This is a genomic window from Flavobacterium sp. 1355 (genome assembly GCF_017833415.1).
Classification (GTDB): Bacteria; Bacteroidota; Bacteroidia; order Flavobacteriales; family Flavobacteriaceae; genus Flavobacterium.
Map to the genome: position 1 here is coordinate 65,225 of NZ_JAFICC010000006.1, position 21,923 is coordinate 87,147.

The 21,923-nt window shown below is 33.7% G+C and carries 19 protein-coding genes; 3 read left to right on the forward strand and 16 right to left on the reverse strand.

From position 1 onward, the window contains the following. Positions 1 to 28: 28 nt before the first annotated feature. The 4 genes from gmk to JOD96_RS09060 form a co-directional block, all read right to left on the reverse strand. Positions 29 to 601, reverse strand: a complete 573-nt coding sequence (gmk, locus tag JOD96_RS09045; RefSeq protein ID WP_209563959.1) for a guanylate kinase — start codon at positions 599 to 601, stop codon at positions 29 to 31. A 17-nt stretch (positions 602 to 618) separates the two neighbouring features. Next, positions 619 to 1,224: a hypothetical protein gene (locus tag JOD96_RS09050; RefSeq protein WP_209563960.1), complete on the reverse strand. Its 606-nt coding sequence runs from the start codon at positions 1,222 to 1,224 to the stop codon at positions 619 to 621. A 3-nt stretch (positions 1,225 to 1,227) separates the two neighbouring features. Then, positions 1,228 to 2,088, reverse strand: coding sequence for a YicC/YloC family endoribonuclease (locus tag JOD96_RS09055; RefSeq protein WP_209563961.1), 861 nt, complete (start codon positions 2,086 to 2,088; stop codon positions 1,228 to 1,230). A 244-nt stretch (positions 2,089 to 2,332) separates the two neighbouring features. Further along, positions 2,333 to 2,683 (reverse strand): arsenate reductase family protein, encoded by a 351-nt coding sequence (locus JOD96_RS09060; RefSeq protein WP_209563962.1) that lies wholly within the window; start codon positions 2,681 to 2,683, stop codon positions 2,333 to 2,335. A 76-nt stretch (positions 2,684 to 2,759) separates the two neighbouring features. Between JOD96_RS09060 and JOD96_RS09065 the strand changes: the two genes are divergently transcribed. Beyond that, on the forward strand, positions 2,760 to 3,215 hold the full coding sequence (locus tag JOD96_RS09065) for a DinB family protein (protein ID WP_209563963.1): 456 nt from the start codon (positions 2,760 to 2,762) through the stop codon (positions 3,213 to 3,215). A 33-nt stretch (positions 3,216 to 3,248) separates the two neighbouring features. Here the strand turns inward: JOD96_RS09065 and JOD96_RS09070 are convergent, their stop codons facing one another. The 11 genes from JOD96_RS09070 to uvrC form a co-directional block, all read right to left on the reverse strand. After that, positions 3,249 to 3,743 carry a septal ring lytic transglycosylase RlpA family protein gene (locus JOD96_RS09070; RefSeq protein WP_209563964.1) on the reverse strand — a complete coding sequence of 165 codons (495 nt, stop codon included), beginning with the start codon at positions 3,741 to 3,743 and terminating at the stop codon, positions 3,249 to 3,251. Between the two features lie 82 nt (positions 3,744 to 3,825). Continuing rightward, on the reverse strand, positions 3,826 to 4,251 hold the full coding sequence (locus tag JOD96_RS09075; RefSeq protein WP_209563965.1) for a hypothetical protein: 426 nt from the start codon (positions 4,249 to 4,251) through the stop codon (positions 3,826 to 3,828). Between the two features lie 105 nt (positions 4,252 to 4,356). After that, on the reverse strand, positions 4,357 to 6,975 hold the full coding sequence (locus JOD96_RS09080) for a TonB-dependent receptor (RefSeq protein WP_245188381.1): 2,619 nt from the start codon (positions 6,973 to 6,975) through the stop codon (positions 4,357 to 4,359). Between the two features lie 355 nt (positions 6,976 to 7,330). Next, positions 7,331 to 8,974, reverse strand: coding sequence for a glucose-6-phosphate isomerase (gene pgi, locus JOD96_RS09085; RefSeq protein WP_209563967.1), 1,644 nt, complete (start codon positions 8,972 to 8,974; stop codon positions 7,331 to 7,333). 242 nt (positions 8,975 to 9,216) lie between these two features. Next, positions 9,217 to 10,437, reverse strand: a complete 1,221-nt coding sequence (locus JOD96_RS09090) for a M23 family metallopeptidase (RefSeq protein ID WP_209563968.1) — start codon at positions 10,435 to 10,437, stop codon at positions 9,217 to 9,219. Between the two features lie 24 nt (positions 10,438 to 10,461). Next, positions 10,462 to 11,403 carry a tryptophan 2,3-dioxygenase family protein gene (locus tag JOD96_RS09095; RefSeq protein ID WP_209563969.1) on the reverse strand — a complete coding sequence of 314 codons (942 nt, stop codon included), beginning with the start codon at positions 11,401 to 11,403 and terminating at the stop codon, positions 10,462 to 10,464. Then, positions 11,403 to 12,173 (reverse strand): DUF3108 domain-containing protein, encoded by a 771-nt coding sequence (locus JOD96_RS09100; RefSeq protein ID WP_209563970.1) that lies wholly within the window; start codon positions 12,171 to 12,173, stop codon positions 11,403 to 11,405. The genes JOD96_RS09095 and JOD96_RS09100 overlap by 1 nt, the downstream gene beginning before the upstream one ends. Before the next feature lie 298 nt (positions 12,174 to 12,471). Further along, positions 12,472 to 13,632: a 4-hydroxyphenylpyruvate dioxygenase gene (gene hppD, locus JOD96_RS09105; RefSeq protein ID WP_209563971.1), complete on the reverse strand. Its 1,161-nt coding sequence runs from the start codon at positions 13,630 to 13,632 to the stop codon at positions 12,472 to 12,474. Positions 13,633 to 13,808: 176 nt separating this feature from the next. After that, on the reverse strand, positions 13,809 to 14,966 hold the full coding sequence (locus JOD96_RS09110; RefSeq protein ID WP_110837013.1) for a homogentisate 1,2-dioxygenase: 1,158 nt from the start codon (positions 14,964 to 14,966) through the stop codon (positions 13,809 to 13,811). A 212-nt stretch (positions 14,967 to 15,178) separates the two neighbouring features. Then, positions 15,179 to 17,548 carry a patatin-like phospholipase family protein gene (locus JOD96_RS09115; RefSeq protein ID WP_209564141.1) on the reverse strand — a complete coding sequence of 790 codons (2,370 nt, stop codon included), beginning with the start codon at positions 17,546 to 17,548 and terminating at the stop codon, positions 15,179 to 15,181. Between the two features lie 10 nt (positions 17,549 to 17,558). After that, entirely contained in the window at positions 17,559 to 19,352 is a 1,794-nt protein-coding gene (gene uvrC, locus JOD96_RS09120; protein ID WP_209563972.1) for an excinuclease ABC subunit UvrC, read from the reverse strand. A 137-nt stretch (positions 19,353 to 19,489) separates the two neighbouring features. Here uvrC and JOD96_RS09125 point away from each other — a divergent pair, with 137 nt between their 5' ends. Continuing rightward, a complete protein-coding gene (locus JOD96_RS09125) occupies positions 19,490 to 20,473 on the forward strand; it encodes a succinylglutamate desuccinylase/aspartoacylase family protein (protein WP_209563973.1) in 984 nt (327 codons plus the stop codon). Continuing rightward, the gene (locus JOD96_RS09130; protein WP_209563974.1) at positions 20,460 to 21,029 is read left to right on the forward strand and encodes a 5-formyltetrahydrofolate cyclo-ligase; all 570 of its coding nucleotides are present in this window, start codon (positions 20,460 to 20,462) and stop codon (positions 21,027 to 21,029) included. Before JOD96_RS09125 ends, JOD96_RS09130 begins: the two co-directional genes overlap by 14 nt. A gap of 147 nt (positions 21,030 to 21,176) precedes the next feature. Here JOD96_RS09130 and JOD96_RS09135 read toward each other — a convergent pair whose 3' ends face one another. Beyond that, positions 21,177 to 21,923: a tetratricopeptide repeat protein gene (locus JOD96_RS09135; protein WP_209563975.1), complete on the reverse strand. Its 747-nt coding sequence runs from the start codon at positions 21,921 to 21,923 to the stop codon at positions 21,177 to 21,179.

Consider the following 21,923-nt stretch of genomic DNA (forward strand, 5'->3'; position numbering starts at 1 on the left):
TAAAACTTTGTGAATCTCCGTGTAATAACTACTTGTTTACAAAGTCTTTTACCAATTGATAAGCCTCTTCTTTTGCAGTGTCCAAATCGTAGTTTTTGATAATCGTATCAAATTGCGGAGCAGTTGCCAGTTCTACAGAAGCTTTTGCGATTCGCATATTGATTTTGTCATCACTTTCTGTAGAGCGTTCTTTCAGTCTGCGTTTCAGTTCGTCAACGCTTGGCGGTTTCACAAAAACAGCCAGAGTCTGTTCCGGGAATTTATGTTTGATACGCAATCCGCCAGCGACATCAATGTCAAAAATAACATTTTTTCCAAGAGCCCAGATACGTTCAATTTCAGATTTTAAAGTACCGTAAAAATTATCGCGATAAACTTCTTCCCATTCCAGGAAATCCTCTGCTTTAATATGTTTTTTAAACTGTTCAAGATTTATAAAATAATAATCTTTCCCGTGTACTTCTTCACCACGCGGGTCACGTGAAGCCGCAGAAATCGAAAATTCTAAATTTAAATCTTCTTTCCCAAGTAAATGTTTTACTATAGTTGTTTTTCCTGATCCTGACGGTGCCGAGAAAACAATTAATTTTCCTTTGTTCATTCTTTATTTATATGTAATCAATCATTCCAGAGGTTAAACTCCTTTTTAATGATTGATAATAATTCATTATATGAGATTAATTCATCAACTGTTGGATAAAATTTTAAATAGATAGCGGGATTGACAAAAGAAAAATCATTTTTAATGATTCCGTTTTTGATGAATACTTGATATGATTCACCATCTACTGCACGCTTTCGTTTTTTGGATATTCCATATTCTCTATCTTCTGATATTACTTTGGTAGCTTTGAGTTTATAATCAATATTTTTTTGACTTGGTAAATATTCCACATCACAGAGAAGTAAATTCAACCAAATCAGATATGCGTTTTTAGGCTTTAATTTTCCAATAACCTCTTTAGGAAATTGTATTTGATCAATTTTAGTTACGGCTTTATCTTTTTTAGAAAAAGAAAAAATATATACAATCCAATTGTCTTTTCCTTCATCATACATTCTAAATATTTCCATTGAGTTTTTAATGGAATAATCTTTATAAATGCGAATTTCTTTTTCAAATCCTAACGTATCAGGTATTTTTAAAACTTTATTTATTTCAGATATTTCTTGTCCAAAACAATTGAATATAATTAGAAAAAAGAAAATGAAATAAAGCTTCATGTTTTAAAGTACATTCAAAACCTGTTCCTTAATCTTTTCCAGTTCATCCTTCATCATGACAACGAGTTTCTGCATTTGCGCATGATTAGATTTAGAACCCATTGTATTGATTTCACGTCCCATTTCCTGAGTAATAAAACCAAGTTTTCTACCATTAGCTTCCGTTCCTTTAATAGTTTCCAAAAAGTAATCTAAGTGATTGGTCAAACGAACTTTTTCTTCAGTAATATCCAGTTTTTCAAGATAATAAATCAACTCCTGCTCAAAACGATTTTCGTCAACATTAACCTGTAATTCCGAAATTGCAGTTTGCAGACGATCTTTTATAGCCTGAACGCGTTCTGGGTCCAATGCCAAAGCATCATTCATATACTGTCGAATATTACCAATTCTAAGATTAAATTCTTTTTCAAGAGATTCACCTTCGTCTTTTCTAAAATTTAAGATATTTTGAAGAGCTTCCTCTATTATTACCTGAATCTGTTCCCAATCATTTTCGTCAATTTCCTCACGCTCAGTTTTTAGCGTATCAGGCATACGAACGGCCATTTTCATCAATTCAGTTTCATCTGCATCAGGATAAACTTCTTTAAGCTGTGCAATGTAATTTTTTACAACAGGAACATTTACTTTCGTTGAGGTTTGCTCGGCTGTGCTTTCAATGTAAATCCCAAAATCAATCTTTCCCCTTTCTAATTTGGTCGAAATCTGAGTTCTTAATCCCAATTCCATTTCACGATAAACAGACGGCATCCTGACATTCAAATCTAAACCCTTACTATTTAAAGATTTTACTTCAACTGTAATTTTTTTTGTTGGCAATTGCAAAGAAGCTTTACCAAACCCTGTCATAGATTGTATCATATAATGAATATAAAGGCGCAAAGATACTAAAAAACTTAACAGTGAAGGTTTCTAGTTTTGCAGCGCTCAGATTTTTAAAAAGCTTTTGGGCGTTTCCTTCGGTCGGTCTATCCGTTACAATCTTTTTTTGAGCAGAAAAAGCTCAAAAAAAGAATTTCCACTTCAAACGAAGTTCGTTGAAGACTAAAATAGAATTATAGGAAGTAATCCCTAACGCAAGCAGGTTCCTTACAACTTAGGATTTTTATTTTTGTAATGCTTTTGTAACCTGAAGAATATTTTGCTGGCTGTTGCCAATATAAATTTCACCATCAATAATAAAAACCGGACGGCTCAAAAAGGTATAATGTTCCAGAATATACTTTTTAAAATCAGCCTCTGTCAATGATTTATTTTTCAAATCCATTGATTTATATAATTGTGCTTTTTTGCTAAACAAAGCTTCATAACTTCCGGAAAGTTTATGCATCTCTTCCAATTCTTCTTCTGTTATTGGATTCTGACGAATATCCTGAAAAACCAAATCGTTTTCAGGCAAATTTTTTATAATTTTTCGGCAGGTATCGCAAGATGCTAAATAATATATTTTGTTCATGATTTTTGAAATTTTAGAATACAAAGAAAATCCATTTGAAATATAAAAATGACTAATTTTATAAAAAAATATAAATATGAGTTCAGTTTTTAAAGTACAGAAAACCATTCGCGAAATTCTTCTGAAGATTTTGGATAATCATTCGTTAGAACAATTGAATAAAATTCCGGCAGGATATAGTAATAATTTAATTTGGAACGTGGCGCATTGCATTTCCGCACAACAAGTTTTAGTATATAAATTATCAGGTTTGCCAATACTGGTTTCTGATGAATTTATTGATAAATATAAAAAAGGAACAAAACCGGAAGGTGATGTTTCGCAGGCAGAAGTTGATGAAATCAGAGGATTGCTTTTTTCAACTTTAGATAAAACTGAAAAAGATGTTAATGATGGCATTTTTCTCAACTATACAACGTACTTGACAAGTATGGGGTTTGAACTCACAAATGTTCAGGATGCGTTGGATTTTGTGAATTACCATGAAGGAATTCATACCGGAATTATAATGAGTATTCGAAAGTTTGTTTAAATAAAAAAAGTCCCTTAATTGGGACTTTTTTTATTATTCTATTATTCTTTCTATTGTCACTTTCATCGCGCCTGCACCTTTGCTTTTTGTTATTTCCATAAACGCTCTTTTTGAGAGATCTAATTCACGCGTTTTTACAAACGGACCACGATCAGTAATTTTTACAATTACAAATTTCCCGTTTGCTTCATTGGTAACTTTTATTCTGGTGCCAAATGGGAGCTTTTTGTGGGCTGCGGTGTATTTGTTATTGTCAAACCTGCTTCCGTTTGCTGTTTTTCTTCCGGTAAATTTATCAGCGTAATAAGAAGCATGCGCATTTTTTTTGTAAGGTTTTAATTTTAAGCCGTTGTCTGTAAAAACAGAATCAATTGGAATCACAATAATGTTTGGCTTAATACCTTTTACAGTATCCTGAATAATTTTAGGTGCTTCTGCTGTTTGTTTGTTCTGACTGCTTACATAAGTAAAACAACTTAAAAAGATCAATGTAAATAGGTTGGTTGAAATGCTTTTTTTAATTCTCATAGTTTATTTTTTTCAGACTTGGGGAGTTTGTACAAATAATATGCCGAGATAAAAAAAGTCCTACAATTTTAGGACTTTGTTTTTATTGAAACCACAGGTTCCACGGTATTCTGCTCAAGATTAATAATAATCCCAAACCATAGAAAATAGCGAATGTTTTAAATTTAGCTTCGCTATTAATCAGCTTTTTATGTTTTGACCATCCTATAGTAATTAAAACTATAGCAATAAGGTTAATAAGAGGATGTTCTAAGGAAGTTAATCTCAATTCTGCATTTGACATTTGCCCGAATGCAGCTTTTCCTAGTGGAGATACAAAATAAAGTATTATCCCGATTAAAAGCTGCGTGTGTGTTCCGATCAAAGCAAATAAACCAAGTTTACGGTCTTTTGCAGTAAATTCTTTTTTTGAAGTTAATCCGATGATGGCATTTACAACCGCAATTAATAAAAGCAGCAATGCTAAATATGCCCAGCCCGAGTGGAGTTTTTGTATAAAATGGTACATAAATTATTATTTTGTTTGAAACAAATATAGCAAAAAAGGGTATAAAAAAACGGCATTGAACTTAAAAGTCAATGCCGTTTTTGGTATTTATTTAGATTCTAAATATTAGAAGTTGTAACGTAAACTAAAGTTCCAAGTTCTGCCTAAACCGAAGAAACCATTATTAACAACATTGATTCCTTTGTAGTTAACTGAAGTCGGTGTTACAGCTGTAGCGGATGTTAATTCAGATAGATAAACCTCATCAAATAGATTGTTTACGTTAACTCTAAAGTTTATAGAGTCTTTTTTACCTTTTCCGATAAATAATCTGTAAGAAACACCTGCGTCTACTAAATCGTAACTTGGTAATTCAATATTGTCTTTAGTAACAACTGTTGAATACAATTTATCGTAGTATCTCCAATCAGCATCCAACGATAAGTTTCTAACGAATTCGTATTTGAAACCTAAACCGTATGTTACTTGGGCAGCATCTCCTACTTTCCCTCCATCAACATCTTTTACCGCTTCGTCTAAAGTATTTAAACTTTCGTCTCTTCTAGTAGTTAAAGCTTCACCTTTGTACTCATAATTTCCAATTGAAAGGAATCCAGTTACATCAAGTTTGTCTATTGGCTTTGCAATTAAATCTAATTCAATACCTGTGTGAATTTGTTCGACACCTTGATTCGTAATCAAAATTAAATCTCCAGCCTGTAGAGTTGTACCTCCAATAACTTGTCCTGCAGTTGCAACATTAGTAGTTGTAGTTACTCTGTCTTTCCATGAAGTTCTATAACCATTAACACTTGCAGTTAAAAATTTAGATGTGAAAGTATATCCAGCTTCCAAACCAAGAATTTTTTCGTTTTCAGTAAATGGATTAACTTGATTTGTAAAATTTAGATAAATGTTATCATGATATGGTTGACGGTTATAGTAACCAGCATTTAGATATACATTGTGGTTTTCAGCAAATTTATAGCTTGTACCACCTTTTACATTATATCCTACGTTGTTAACCTTATCTGATTCTTGAAACTGTGGTAAGTAATCGTATCTATCTGTTCTTTGGTGTGATTGATTAGAAAGAGATCCTTGGAAAAAAGCAGAGAAGCTTTCATTAGAATATTCTAATTGACTGAATACACCGCCGTAAGAAATAGTTTCACCGTAATCATAGTCAATCCTTTGGTTTTCAGCAAGTGTATTAAAAGTTGCTGGCCAAGGTAATGCTCTTCCTCTTTCAGTTACTTTAGTGCTTTCCATAGTACCACTTGGTTTGTCATCGTCACCTTTAAGGTTTCTTGTGTCTGTCCAGCTTGATAATCCCATGTAATCAGAAACTTGTCTGAAGTGAGTTCCTTTGTAAGTTCTTAAATCAATACCAACATTTAAAGCTAAATTATCTGTAAGTTGATTTTTTAAGTTAGATACTAAACCATACCAAGCATGATTGTTTACACTTGATCTAATCACGTATGCCCCGTTTGTGCTTCTTCCGTCACCATTACCTGTTCCGTCTACTATAGCTTGATTACTGGCAAGTATACCGTCAAAATTTATTTGACCTCCTGCGGGAGTAGTTGGTTTAGTACCATAGTTTCCAGTACCTCCACCACGTCCCCAAGATCCGTAAAGTACAGTAGAAAGTTGTGTCTTATCACTAATGTCGTAATCCCAGTTTAAGTTTACCACTGGTTTGTGGTAGTAGTTTGTTCTCTCAGATTTGTACTCTCCGTTTTGAGTACCCCAGTTGTTGTTATATTTTCTTCCGTATTTTAAATAACTATCTACCGATTTTGTAAAGTTTTGATCATGCCATTGTGGTGCACCAGTTAACAAGAAGTTAAAACTGTGTTTGTCATTAGCCTTATATCCAACAGAAACAAAATAAGTTTGTCCTTCGCCTCTTGTTCCGTCGTTGTAACCATCACCTTGCCAGTGAGAAAGCATAACACTTGTTCCCCACCCATTTTTGCTCATTCCTGTGTTGTAAGTTGCTGTAGTTTTGAAATAATTATCATTAGCAACACCCAAAGAAACAAAACCACCTTCTTTTTTGTCAGTAGCTTTAGTGATGAAGTTTACAGTACCTCCAACAGAAGAGATAGCTAATTTTGAAGATCCTAAACCTCTCTGAATTTGTACAGCATTAGCAATGTCAGACATACCAGACCAGTTAGACCAGTACATTTTTCCGTCTTCCATTCCATTAATTGGTTGGCCATTTAATAGGAAAGCAGTGTTGTCTTGTGCAAAACCACGTACTGTAATTCTTGAGTCTCCATAACCTCCTGCTTGCCCAGCTACGTATACAGATGGTGTATTCACCATTGTTTGTGTAATATCTGAAGTACCAATTTTTGCCTGAATTTCTGCTGCTTTAATTGTAGAAACGGCTATAGGAGTTTTTCTGTCTTTGGCTAAGTCAATAATTCCTTTACCCATAACTACAATTTCTTCTAGTTGGTTAGAATCAGAATCTAAAGTAATAACCCCTAAGTTAACAGTTCCTCCATTTGCAACAGTAAAAGAAATTGTTTTTGTTTCATATCCTAAGTATGATACAACAACTTCTCCAGATGTTACTGAAGTTGAAATTGTAAATTTACCATCAAAATCACTTGAACCAGCATCTGACGATCCTTTTATGGCGACATTAGCACCAGGTAAGGAATTTGAACCATCGGTAATTGTACCACTGATTTTACCTTGAGAAAATGCGGTTGAAACTATCATGAACAATAGTCCAGTTAGTAACCAATTTTTCATTGTCTTCATTTGTTATTTAGTTTATTGTTTTTGGCAAAATTATAACATTAAAATCAGATAATGTTATCAAAATGTTAAGAAAAGACAGTTTTGCCTAATCTGTTAAACATTAAAATGATTTTCCTTTTTTGTATTATATAAAACATCTTTTTTTTAAATTTCAGCGCATGTTTTTTGTTAAAATCATAATAATATGAACAGGCTTGTAATCTTAAACGTGCAAAAACTAATTGATTTAGGTTAAAAAGATAGTTGTTTATACGAAAAACCGCCTTAATTTCTGTTAAATTAAGGCGGTTTGAGTAACTTAGGAGGATATAATTTATTTATTCTTCAAAAAATGATTCAATAAAAATGAAGTTGAACTGTCATGAGTTTTAACTGTTTTAGTATTTATTTCTTCTAAAATAGAATTTGCCAATTGTTTTCCTAATTCTACTCCCCATTGATCAAAACTAAAAATATTCCAAATCACACCCTGTACAAAAATTTTATGCTCATATAAGGCAATTAATGATCCTAAACTTTTTGGCGTAAGTTTCTGAATCAAAATGGTATTAGTTGGTTTGTTTCCTGTAAAAACTTTGAAAGGACGTAAATAAGATGCTTTTTCTGGAGATAATCCTTGTTTGTCAAATTCTGCCTGAACCTGAGCTTCTGTTTTTCCGGTCATCAAAGCTTCTGTCTGAGCAAAAAAGTTTGACATTAACTTATCATGATGATCTTCATTTCCGTATAAAGGTTTTACAAATCCGATGAAATCTGTTGGAATTACTTTTGTTCCCTGATGAATCAATTGAAAAAAAGCATGTTGAGAATTTGTTCCTGGTTCTCCCCAGATAATGGTTCCTGTTTGATAGTTTACAGGTTTTCCGTCACGGCCAACACTTTTCCCGTTACTTTCCATTGTTGCCTGTTGCAGGTAAGGAGCCAATTTTTGCAAATATTGTGTGTATGGAATCAAAGCTTCACTTTCTGCTCCAAAAAAATTATTGTACCAAACACTTAATAAAGCCAGAATAACAGGCATATTTTTATCAAATTCTGCCGATTTAAAATGTTCGTCTGTTTCATAAGCCCCATTCAATAAATCATTATAATTGTCAAAACCAATTGCTAGTGCAATACTCAAACCAACGGCACTCCATAAAGAAAATCTTCCTCCAACCCAGTCCCACATAGGGAAAACATTGCCAGGATTAATTCCAAATTCAGTAACTTTTTGAATATTTGTAGAAACAGCCACAAAATGTTTTGCTACATCTTCCTGCTTTGCAGATTTCAAAAACCATGCTCTGATAGTTTCAGAATTGGTTAAAGTTTCTTGTGTTGTAAATGTTTTTGACACAATAAGGAAAAGTGTCGTTTCCGGATTTAATTTCTTAATTACTTCATTTACATGATCACCATCAACATTCGACACAAAATGTACGTTTAAATGATTTTTATAAAACTGAAGAGCTTCAACTGCCATAACAGGTCCAAGATCAGAACCTCCAATACCAATATTCACAATATCGGTAAAAGCCTTTCCGGTATAACCTTTTCTTTCTCCGGAAATAACTTCTTGCGTAAAGTTTTTGATTTTGTTTTTTACCTCATAAACTTCAGGAATTACATTTTCGCCATCAACTTTTATAGTTGCAGATTCAGGCGCACGCAAAGCAGTATGCAAAACTGCTCTGTTTTCTGTTTGGTTAATGATTTCTCCGCCAAAGTATTGAGATATTGCATCTTTTAATCCGATAGAATTAACCAATTCCAATAAAAGAGAAATAGTTTCCTGACTGATATTGTTTTTAGAATAATCTAATAAAAAATCATTCCATTGTAAATTGAATTTTTCAACACGTGCAGAATCCTGCTGAAATAATTGCTGTATTGTTGTTTCGTGAATTGCGTTATAGTGATTTTGCAGATTTTTCCACGCTTCAGTCCCGGTTGGGTTTGTTGTGTTTAAAGCCATTTGTTTGTTAAATTATAAAAGTGGTTATGAAAAGCAAAAATACTGAAATTAGTTTTAATAGGCTCCCGGTTCACAATTATATAACAAAAAGTGACGGAAACGTTTGCGAAGCTTTTAAAGGTGCAAATGCAATTATTTTGCCTCAATTTTTTCAATACACCTTTATTTTTAAATAAAAGTCATTTTGGAAAAGACATAAGGGATTAATCCGTCAGATTAAGGAAAAAGTTTCTAAACAAATCTTATAAATTTCCAATGCTATCCAATTCTCTTTTCAAAGGTTCGATCTGATTCATGAAACGGGTTCTGTCATTTCCCGTTAAAGATTCTCCGGTTGGTAAATTAAGACGAAGTGCATCTACCTGAACACCATTTTTCCAGAAACGATAACAAACGTGAGGACCAGAAGCTAATCCTGTGCTTCCGACTAAGCCAATAGTCTGTCCCTGTGTTACACGCTGACCTCGGCGAACAAGAATTCTGGACATATGTAAATATTGTGTAGAGTAGGTACCGTTGTGCTTTACTTTTACAAAGTTTCCGTTTCCGGCAGTATAGCCTGTAGCTTCTACAACTCCAGAAGCAGTTGTTGAGATTGGAGTTCCTGTTGGTGCAGCATAATCTGTTCCTTTATGTGCTTTCCAGGTGTGTTGTACAGGATGGAATCTGTTCATTGTAAATCGTGAGGTGATTCGGCTAAATTTGATTGGTGTCTTTAAAAAGAAGTTTTTCAAAGTTTTTCCCTGATCGTCATAATATTCTATTTTCCCGGAAAGTGTATCTTTTTCAAAAGGAAAAGCATAGATGATTTTGCCCTTATATTCAAAAAAAGCACCCTGAAGATCTTCAACTCCGTCATAAACTTTGTTGTTTATAAAACGTTCAGTAAAGATAAGGCCATAACGATCTCCTTTTTTAAGTTTAAAGAAGTCAATTGACCATGAAAACACTTTAGTAATTCTGTTGGCAAGTGCAGTTTCAACACTTTCGTTTCCTAAAGTTTCAGATAACGAGCTTTTTAAAACCCCGCCAATAATTTTACGTTTAAATGTAACGGGTTTTATTTTTTTGTAAGCTTTTGCAATACTATCCCTGAAATCAACAACATAATAAGTTAATGCATCGGGCTGGTAAATGAAAACTTCAAGTTTGTTGGTTTTGTTTTTTGAGCGAAGTAATGTATAAGGTTTATTGTATCGAATAGATCTTACATCAAAAGAGTCTTTTACCTCTTCTACAATATCGTAAACTTTTTTGTCTCCGATGTTCTGGCTTTCAAAGATTGATCCAAAAGAATCGCCTTTTTTTATAGTGTCCTGAACAACATTAAAATCAGCATAATTAAAACCAAATTCTACTTTTTTAGTTTTTGGTTTGGTAATTTTGGTTTCTACTTTTTCTTCCGTTTTTTTACATGAAAATATTGAAAACAATATTATAAAAATTACAACTGCTCTTTTCAAACTCTTAAAATTTTTGTTGGGAAATTATATAGCGGTCTCGTTTCCCCAATTGGACAATTCTTCTTCGGTCCACAATTTAGGAAAAAAGATGCGTCTTTGGTATTTTGGATGCATATATTTTTGCCAGTCACTTCCTCCGGTCGCTTCACCATTCCCTTTTCCGCTTTCCAATATGTATTTTCTAGCCGTATTAAGATGCTGCATTACCCATGTTATGTTTACCGTTTTATCGTAGTGGCGCATTGCAGAAATTAATTCTTCATTGTGCTGGTCTTCAATTGGTAACTGTGTGAATTTCTGCCAGATGTTTTTCGTTTTAAACGATGACATTTGTCTTAAAAACTGACCTTTATATTTTTTTTCAAATTCGTTAAGTAAATATGATTTTTGTCCGGTTTGATAATCTTTTCCGGCCGCCTGCCAATACAAATGTTCAAAACTGGTTTCAGGATCTGTGTTTGCATCAAAATCTGCCTTATATCTATGATCGGTCAAATTGATCACATCAGTAGATGCAAATTCAATCAGTCTGTATTGTGCGCTCTGAAAACCACTTGCAGGAGTAAGCGTATTTCTGAATTTCATGTATTGATCTATTTCCATCCCGTTTTCCATAATACTGAACGAATTGGTCAGCATATCAAAATAGCGTGTTATTCTGGAAAGTCTTTCACTAAAAAAATCAACCTGAATATTTTCAGTATCAGCAATCTGATCAATTTCCCATAAAATCATTTTAAAGATCAACTCATTTACCTGATGGTACATAATAAACACCATTTCGTCCGGAAGAGTAGTACGTTGTATCTGAAGGTTTAAAAGAGCATCGGTCTGAATATAATCCCAATAAGTAATTGGTTTTGACCAAAGCAAACCTTCAAGCTGAACATCTGTTTTTTGATTTATAGCTTGAAATTTAAGGTCAATTTCTTTTAAAATTGATTCAGAATTATCTGTGGTGTTCATTATTTTTTTACTTTAAATGGATTTTTCAATCCTTTGTATTCATCCAAATCTGCTTTTAACGATCCGACAGCAAGATCTGCTTTTATTCTAACAGGAATTTTGTTGTCATCGTCTGTTATCCAGAGTGTTAAGCTTTCTTTTTCTTTAAAAACCCTGCCTGTTTGCACCAGTGGTTTAAAAACCATCGTTGTAACGGTTCCAAATTTAGTTGTAATATCCTGACGACCTATATATTTTAACTTAAATTTTGTGATTTCCTCATCAAAAAACATGTCAATAGTAATTGATTCTCCTGATTTAAGTTTATCGATATTCGGATGGTTTCGTAAGTAGTAAAAAGACGAAACAATATCCTGAACATTTTCGGTTACTAAAATTGTTTTTTCTGATTTTCGTTTGTAATCCTTAACCAAAATTCTGTTTTCATTCTGGTTAAAAATACCTTCCTGATTTTTGGTGTAACCACCTTCGTTAATTTTTCTGATATAACGATATGGGTTTCCATTTTCTTTGTCAAAGTAACTTTCGTATAAATCTTCTACTTTGAAGAAAAATTTTGACATGCCGGTAGTGTAGCCTTTACCAACCGCGTGAAAGACTTTTTTATTATTTATTGTAGCCTCTTTTACCTCCAATGTTGCATACCCGGCATTTACAATTCCGTAATGAATACGAAATTTAAAATACTCGCCTACATCGAATGCATCTTCTTTAAAAGTATCAAAACTTAAGGTTGTGAGGATTATAAGGAATAGAGCAATTTTTTTCATAGGACAATTTTGACAGTTATATATATAAAGATAATGACAAATTTTATTCCAAAAGTTACTAAAACAAAAAAACTCAGTCAAATAATGACTGAGTTTTTATGCTATTAACTAACCAAAAAACTATAAATTATGAAATTTATATCAATTCGGAAGGAAACCACCCCTTCCTGATTTGCGAGTGCAAAGATAGATACAAAGTTCAGAAAATAAATAGCAAAAAGTGAGTTTAACATAACATTTGCATAAAAAGCATCGTTTTACCGCGAATTTTTCTATATTATGTAAAAATATTGCGATTTTACAAAGTTCCTCTCAATTCCTGTTCTCTTTCAATTGACTCAAAAAGTGCTTTAAAGTTTCCTGCGCCGAATCCTTTTGCACCCATTCTTTGAATAATTTCAAAAAATAATGTTGGTCTGTCCTGAACTGGCTTAGTAAATATTTGTAATAAATAACCATCTTCATCGGCATCTACCATAATGGCTAATTTTTCAATTTCGTTAATATCTTCTTTCATCATATCCATATGCACTCCCAGTCTTTCCGGAATTGCTTCGTAATAAGTATGAGGCGGAGCCGATAAAAATTCAACACCGCGTGCTCTTAACTGCGATACTGTTTTGATAATATCATCTGTTGCAATAGCAATATGCTGAATTCCGGGACCACCATAAAAATCTAAATATTCTTCAATCTGCGATTTTTTCTTTCCTTCTGCCGGTTCATTGATTGGGAATTTAATTCTTCCGTTTCCGTTTGACATTACCTTACTCATCAATGCAGAATATTCTGTGGTAATTTGTTTGTCATCAAAAGATAAGAAATTCACAAATCCCATTACGTCTTCATAAAATTTTACCCACGTATTCATCTCGTTCCAACCCACATTGCCTACCATATGGTCAATATATTTCAATCCGGTTGGTTCCGGGTTATAATCTGATTTCCATTCTTTGTAACCTGGCAGGAAAATTCCTTTGTAATTTTTTCTTTCTACAAAAATGTGAACGGTTTCTCCGTAAGTGTAAATTCCGGAACGAACTACTTCTCCAAATTCATCAGATTCCACAGTTGGTTCCATAAACGAACGAGCACCACGTTTGATCGTTTCTTCATAAGCGCTTCTTGCATCTTCTACCCAAAGTGCTGCCACTTTTACACCATCGCCATGTTTTTTTAGGTGATCGTTTATTGGAGAATCAGCATTTAATGGCGTAGTCAAAACAATTCTTATTTTATCTTGTTTTAAAACATAAGATGCCTTGTCTTTTACTCCGGTTTCTAATCCGGCGTAAGCCAATGACTGATATCCAAATGCAGTTTTATAATAATGTGCAGATTGTTTTGCATTACCAACGTAGAATTCTACATAATCTGTTCCTAATAAAGGAAGGAAATCCTGTGCTCCTTCAAATATTTTTTCTAATCCGTATTCTACTGATTTAACTTCTTTACTCATGATGTTTATTTGTTTAATCGGTTAATCGTTTATTTGATGAACCGAAGTGTTGTTTTAAGATTTGTTTTTTTTAACCGCAAAGTCCGCAAGGATTTTACGCTAGGTTCGCAAAGTTGATTATGGCGATCTTTGCGTAAAATCCTTGCGGACTTTGCGGTTAGATCGATGCCAATAATTTACTCAGTCCAAGATTTATAGTATTGTCCATCATCAAGACCCATAGCTTCCTCAGTAACCATAAGAGGCCTGAAAGTATCAACCATAACGGCCAATTCCTGGGTTTCTTTATGACCAATACTGCGTTCCATGGCGCCTGGTGCAGGACCATGTGGAATTCCTTTTGGGTGTAAAGTGATGTGACCCTGCTCAATATTATTACGGCTCATAAAATCGCCATCAACATAATACAAAACTTCGTCTGAATCTATATTGCTGTGATTGTAAGGTGCCGGAATTGCTTTAGGGTGATAGTCATAAAGTCTTGGGCAGAATGAACAAACGACAAAAGTGGCCGTTTCAAATGTTTGGTGTACCGGTGGCGGTTGGTGAACACGTCCGGTTATAGGTTCAAAATTATGAATGGAGAATCCGTATGGGAAATTATAACCGTCCCAGCCTACAACGTCAAAAGGATGTGTGGCATAAACCACTTCGTGAATCATCCCTTCTTTTTTAATTTTAATTAAAAAATCACCTTTTTCGTCGTGTGTTTCTAATTCATTTGGCAAAATAAAATCACGCTCGCAAAATGGAGAATGTTCTAAATGCTGGCCTGATTGGTTTTTATAACGTTTTGGAGTATAAAATGGAGAATAAGACTCTACATAAAAAAGTCGGTTTTCTTCAGTTTCAAATTCTATCTGATAAATAATTCCTCTTGGTATAATTAAATAATCTCCATATTCAAAAGGAATATTGCCAAGCATGGTACGAAGCTTTCCTTTTCCTTTATGAATGAAAAGCATTTCGTCAGCATCGGCATTTTTATAAAAGTAATTTCTAAGCGATTCTTTTGGCGCGGCCAGACCAATAATGCAGTCTTTGTTGACCAGCATTGCTTTTCGGCTGTCCAGAAAATCATTCTCAGGCTTTAATTCAAAACCTTTAAACAATAATGATTTTATGTTCTTTCCGATTGCAATTTTAGGCTCAACAGAATAAGAATTTAAAATTTCCTTTACCTGTGTTGGTCTGTGAACGTGGTAAGATAATGACGAATGTCCGTGAAAACCTTCTGTTCCAAATAATTGTTCGTAATAAAAACCTCCGTTTGGTTTCTCGAACTGGGTGTGTCTTTTTTGAGGAAAATCTCCAAGTTTATGATATAATGGCATGGCTTTTTCAATTAGATAATTTATAAATTAGATAATTAGAAAATGTGAATTGTGAACAGATAATCAGCCCATTTTCTAAATTGGCTAATTATTCAATTCGATAGCATTACTCCGGATTCCTCTTAATGAGAAATTGAAGATACTCCAATAAACCTGTCCATTTTGTTTTCATTATAACAAATGTCGTAATTTTTATTGATTTAAATTACAAATTAAAACAAAAATCCGATACTAAACCATGTAAAACTTTTTGACATCTCAGGAGACCACGAATGTTTAATCTCAATTGGCCCAATTATAGTTTCGAGTCCGTAACCTACAGCATACCCAGAATATTTAGGCATTGAGATCCAGTCAACAGTGCTAAAAATGTCATCGCCCAGATTGGCATAATTTGCAGAAATATTGACGTGATTTTTTTTAAGTATTTCATAATCCAGTGTCAGACCTGTTTTTATGTAACTGTTTCCCGAGATACTCAGAAAATCGTATCCATAAAAATAATTGAAGTTGTTGATTTTGTTATAGCCATATCCACCCAAAATGTAATCAAAAAACGGAACACTGTCACTGCCAATGTTGAACCCTGATTCTGCTTCAATTTTAAAAGTCGCTTTTTTGAAAAGCCTGTTTGCAAATGCGATTTCTGCTTTTGCCGTTGAGAATGGTTTAAATTTGTTTGTGTAATCTGATGATGCCAAATAAGTTTGCACGTCTGTAGAAAAATATAATCCCGAATGCGGAAAACTTTTATTGTCAAAAGAGTCATACTTTAAATATCCAAAAACACTATAATAGGTGCTTTTCTCGATTACATTATCTTCATCTGAGAGTGTAGGTGAATTTATTTTTAAATATTTATGCTCCAGACCACCGCCCATTAAGAATTTCTGAACAAATATAGTTTGAAAATAAGCCTGATTTGTCAAATCAAGAAAATCAACGTTAATCTGACTTCCAATTGGATTTTCCGAAATGAGTGAGCTAAAACTATTCGCCACATTTCGGTTAAACTGATTTAATCTGGAACGGAATCCGAAACTAATATTAAAACCATTTTCGACATAATAGTTTAAATCGTACCTGAAATTATCTCCCAAAATGACATCAACCGAGGTAACATCATTTTTTAGGAATGTTTTTTTATGAGTAAGATTTAATAAAATTCCACTTTTATAAAGACCGTCATAATGCAGTCCGAGTTTTAAATATGTTTGTGTTGGATTTTCACGAAGGACAAGATCCAAATCATCTTTATTGCCATTAGGCTGCAGACAATAAGAAATTGTACTGAAATTTTGTGTAGCGTTAAGATTGTTTATTCCGGTTTTCAGATCGTCATAAGTTATAGTGCTTCCTGGTTTAAAACGAAGTTTACCACGAATGTATTCACGGGTAAAATTTTCCAGACGGTCACTGTTTATATTTTTTATTTCAAGTGTATCTGTGCTTATTTTTAGTTTTGGTTTTTTATAAAAATGATTTTCATCTGTAAGAGATTTAATTTTTTCAAAAACGGCAAAAGCAGCTTCTTCACCCTTTCTGATTATTTCTTCGCCTTTATCAAAAGAAATTACGCCATAATCACGAATATCAGGTTTTATATATACATCGGTGTCTTTTACTTTGCTTTTCATTTTATCAATTGACTGAAGATTGGTAATCTGAACCAATATTCTTGTGGCATTTTTTAGCCCTTTTCTGTTCAGTAAATCGTCCTGAACATCAACTCCAATGATAATATCAGCACCAAGATTTCGAACTTCTTTTATTGGATAATTATTTACAACTCCACCATCGACTAATAATTTTCCGTCAATTTCTACCGGCGTAAATAACGAAGGAAAAGCCGCACTAGCCACCATGGCCTGAACCAGGTTTCCTTTATTAAGCAATACTTCTTCACCCGTTTCTATGTTGGTAGCGATACACAAAAAAGGTGTTGGCAATTTATTAAAATCACGGACGTGACGAACATTTCGGGTAAGGCTGCTCAATAAATTATAATTGTACATCCCTTTTGAAAGCGCTTCCGGAATACCAACCCTGAATTTATTAAAAGGCAAGGCAATGGCATATAATTCGTCATTTTTTTTACCATAAAAGTTCTTAGACGAACGGGGAATATAATCATTTATCAATTCGTCAAAATTTGTTTTTTTGAAGATAGAATCAATTTGAGTAGCGTTGTAACCTGAGGCATAAAGACCGCCAATTACAGACCCCATACTGGTTCCGCCAATATAATCTATTTTTATACCGGCCTCTTCTAAAACTTTCAAAACTCCGATATGGGCAAAACCTTTGGCACCACCGCCACTTAAAACCAAACCTATTTTTGGTCTTGTGACGCTATCCTGCGCGGCTTTTTTTTCATTTTCCTGTGAAAAAGAATTTTGCGGATTTACAAATAAAAGTAGAAAAAGAACCAACTGTAAGCTCCAGATGGAAATAGAAAACTGCTGGAGACAAAAAGATAATTTTTCCTGCAAAGAAAGAGCAGAAACATACGTTCCCTTTTTTGAAAAAGAAAAAAATCTTTTTGACTGAGTGTTAAAAATGGACAGCTGGATTAGGCGCATAAAAAAAGTACTAGTTGGTTTTGTAAAAGTCGACAATTTTTTTGGCTTTTGATAGTCCGACAACATCAGAAATTTCTTTTTCTGTAGCCAATTTTAATCTCTTAACACTTTTAAAATGTTGTATTAATGTAAGCATTGTTTTTTCGCCGATTCCCGGAATACTTTCTACTGAAGAACTAAGGGCTGCTTTGCTTCGTTTATTGCGATGAAAAGTGATTCCAAAACGATGCGCCTCATTTCGTAATTGCTGAATAACTTTCAATGTTTCTGATTTTTTATCTAAATACAGCGGAATAGAATCTCCCGGATAAAAAAGTTCCTCAAGACGTTTTGCAATTCCAATAATAGCAATTTTGCCACGCAATCCGAGTTCGTCTATACTTTTTAGGGCCGCAGAAAGCTGTCCTTTTCCACCATCAATAATAATCAATTGTGGCAAAGGTTCATTTTCGTCTAATAACCTTTTATAACGGCGGCCTACAATTTCGGTCATCGAAGCAAAATCATCAGGGCCTTCAACCGTTTTTACATTAAAATGGCGATAATCTTTTTTGCTTGGTTTACCGTCTTTAAACACAACGCAGGCCGCGACAGGATTTGTTCCCTGAATATTAGAGTTGTCAAAGCATTCTATATGGCGGGGCTCAACCTGAAGGCGCAAATCTTTCTGCATCTGCGCCATGATTCGGTTGGTATGACGATCGGGATCTACAATCTGTAATTGTTTGAGTTGCTCGATTCGATAGAATTTTGCATTTCTGATGGATAAATCCAAAATCTGTTTTTTATCTCCAAGCTGCGGAACTGTTGTCCGGATATTTTCACCCAAATTAATTTCGAAGGGAACAATAATTTCTTTAGACAATAACTGAAAACGTTCACGAAGTTCAATTACTGCAAGTTCCAGCAATTCTTCGTCACTTTCGTCCAGTTTCTTTTTTATTTCCAAAGTATGCGAACGAATAATCGAGCCGTGTGAAATTTGTAGAAAGTTGACATAAGCCGCACTTTCATCAGACACAATCGAAAAGACGTCAATATTCGTGATTTTCGGATTTACAATAGTCGATCTCGATTGATAATTTTCGAGTATATCAATTTTCTCTTTGATTTTTTGAGCTTCTTCAAAACGTAAATCCTGTGCATATTTTGTCATTAAGCGTTTGAAGTCTTTTAAGCTTTCTTTAAAATTTCCTTTCAGGATTTCGCGAATAGCATCAACCTGTCTTTGATAATCTTCCAGCGGTTCCAGACCCTCACAAGGACCTTTGCAGTTCCCGATATGATATTCCAGACAAACCTTAAATTTTCCGGCATTAATATTAGATTCGCTTAAATCGTAAGTGCAGGTTCGCAAGGGATACAATTCTTTAATTAAATCAAGAATAGTATAAACCATTTTGAAATTGGTATATGGACCATAATATTCAGAGCCGTCTTTGACCATTCTTCGCGTTAAAAATATTCTCGAAAAAGGTTCTTTTTTGATACAGATCCAAGGATAACTTTTATCATCACGCAGCAATACATTATAGCGTGGCTGCAGCGTTTTGATTAAATTATTTTCTAATAAAAGTGCGTCGGTTTCAGTAGGAACCACAATATGTTTTATGGTTACAATTTTTCTAACCAGTACATTTGTTTTTCTGGTATCGTGAATTTTATTAAAATAGGAAGAGACTCTTTTTTTTAAGTTCTTTGCCTTTCCGACATACAATATTTTATCATCCTTATCATAATACTGATACACGCCCGGATTGTCTGGCAAAGTTTGAATTTGAAGATCTAAAGACGGTTTTGACATTCTGTTTTGTTTCTGAAGATAGCTGAAAAACATTTTTCAAAAACTATTCCGATTTTGATAATTTGCCTTACAGTGATTTAGTTCCAAATTTACGAAATCAAAAGAATAATTTCTATATTTAGATTTTATAATTCTATATGAAAAATAACAAACCCATGATTATTTTTGGCGAGTCGATTTTGCCAGGAGAACATAGAACAATAAACGTTGAAATTGCCAGGTTACACACAACCACAAAGCTTAATATTCCGGTTATCGTACGCCGCTCAAAACTTGACGGTCCTGTGGTTTTGTTCTCAGCCGGGATACACGGAGATGAGATAAACGGAATTGAAATTGTACGTCAGATTATCAGCAAAAAAATAAACAGGCCAACCCGTGGGACTATTATTTGTATTCCGATTATTAATATTTATGGATTTGTAAATAAATCGCGTGAATTTCCCGATGGAAGGGATTTAAACCGCGTTTTTCCCGGAAGTAAAAAAGGTTCGCTGGCAAGCCGTTTTGCATTTCATATAGTGGCAGAGATTTTACCGATTTTGGATTATGCTGTCGATTTTCATGCCGGTGGAGCGAGCCGCTTTAATGCGCCACAGATTCGAATCACAGAAAATAATCCTGAACTCAAAATCTTGTCAGATGTTTTTAATGCTCCATTTACTTTGTATTCAAAAAACATCAGCGGTTCTTTTAGAAATACATCAGAAAAAGCAAATGTAAAGATGCTGCTTTTTGAAGGTGGTAAATCATTAGATATAAATAATGAAATTGCCAACGAAGGGGTGATGGGAGTGAAGCGTTTATTGAATTATCTCGATATGCTTGATCCCAACCAAGTTGTTGAGGAAGCAAAAGAGCCTTCGATTTATATTAAAAATTCGGTTTGGCTGCGTGCCAAGTGTTCCGGTTTGCTGCATGATTTTAATATGGTGAGCAAATTTGTTACCAAAGGAACAATCCTGGCCATAATAACCGATCCGTTTGGTAAATTTGAACAAAAAGTAAAAGCGCCTCACGACGGGTTTGTGATTAATGCTAATCATTCGCCAATCGTTTATGAAGGCGATGCTATTTATCACATTTCTAAAAACTCCCCAGAAGAAGATGCCGAAGAATAAAAAAGAATTACGATTACAATATAAAAGTCTCAGAAAAGAATTTTCTCCAGAAGATATTGAAGATAAAAGTCTGGCAATTGCCAATAATTTAATTCAAATGCCAATTTGGGATAACACTTATTACCATGTTTTTCTGCCGATAGAAGAACAGAAAGAAGTAAATACAGAATATGTCCTTCATTTGCTTTCCGGAAAAGATAAGGAAATTGTAGTTTCCAAAAGTGATTTTGCAACTCGTGGAATGTCTCATTTTTTATTGACGGATAATACTAAAATCAAAAAAAACGAATACAATATTCCCGAACCTGTAAATGGTTTGCCCGTTGCACCAGAAATGATAGAAGTTGTCTTTGTTCCGCTTTTGGCTTTTGACAATTTTGGAAATCGCGTAGGTTACGGAAAAGGATTTTACGATAAATTCCTGTCTGAATGCAAACCGAAAACGTTAAAAATTGGACTTTCATTCTTTGAAGCCGAAAATGAAATCGAAGATGTTTTTGAATCTGATGTAAAATTGGATTATTGCGTTACGCCCTTAAAAATCTACAGTTTTTGATTGAAGAATTAACAGTGTTATAAATAAATTTATATATGATGTAATAAAAATTTATATCATATGTTATTTAAAGACGAATTTTTATAAATGAAAAAAACCAAATACCATTTGAAATTTGGGATTTTATATTTTGAATTTTAAAAGTCTTTATTTCACTTCCTTAATTGTCGAAGAATCAATCCAGCCTTCTGTTCCGTCTGTTAATTCTATTTTTTTCCAGTTTAACAAAGTTTCTTTCACATAGACTTTTGCTCCTTCATGCAATAAGAAAATAGGAGATCCGGCTTTTTGCGGTTCGCTTCGAACTTCACTTATTTCGGCAAAAACAATTGCAGGGCGGTCATTATCAAAATGGTCCTTTTCAGACATTCCGGCGGCAACGCTTAAAAATAATGCAACCAAAAGAATAAACATTCCAATGAAATAAATTCTTTTTGAAAGTGTGAGCTGCGAAAAATAATAGCCAATAAAGCACAGTAAAAAAACAAAAGCAATTCCAACAGAAATCTTTGCCCAGGTATTGTAGTTAAAAATCCCGGTAAAGTTCTGAATCAGCTTTGCAAAACCCACTTTTGGAACTTCTTTTATCTCATCAATAGTTAGTTTTTTTGCAAACTTTAAATTATTTAATGTTTCAGGATCATTAGGTTTTAAAACCAAAGCTTTCTCATAATTGTAAATAGAAGGCGCAACCTTATTTAATTTATAATAACTGTTCCCCAGGTTAAAATACAATTCTGCCGACTGTTGTTTCTCTTCTTTTATAATACTTTCATAAACATCAATGGCTTGCTGATATTCTCCATTTTTATACAGCGTATTTCCTTTTTCAAAGCTGTTCTGAGCAAAGAAAACCTGTGAGATTAATAGAAAGAGATATAATATATTTTTCAT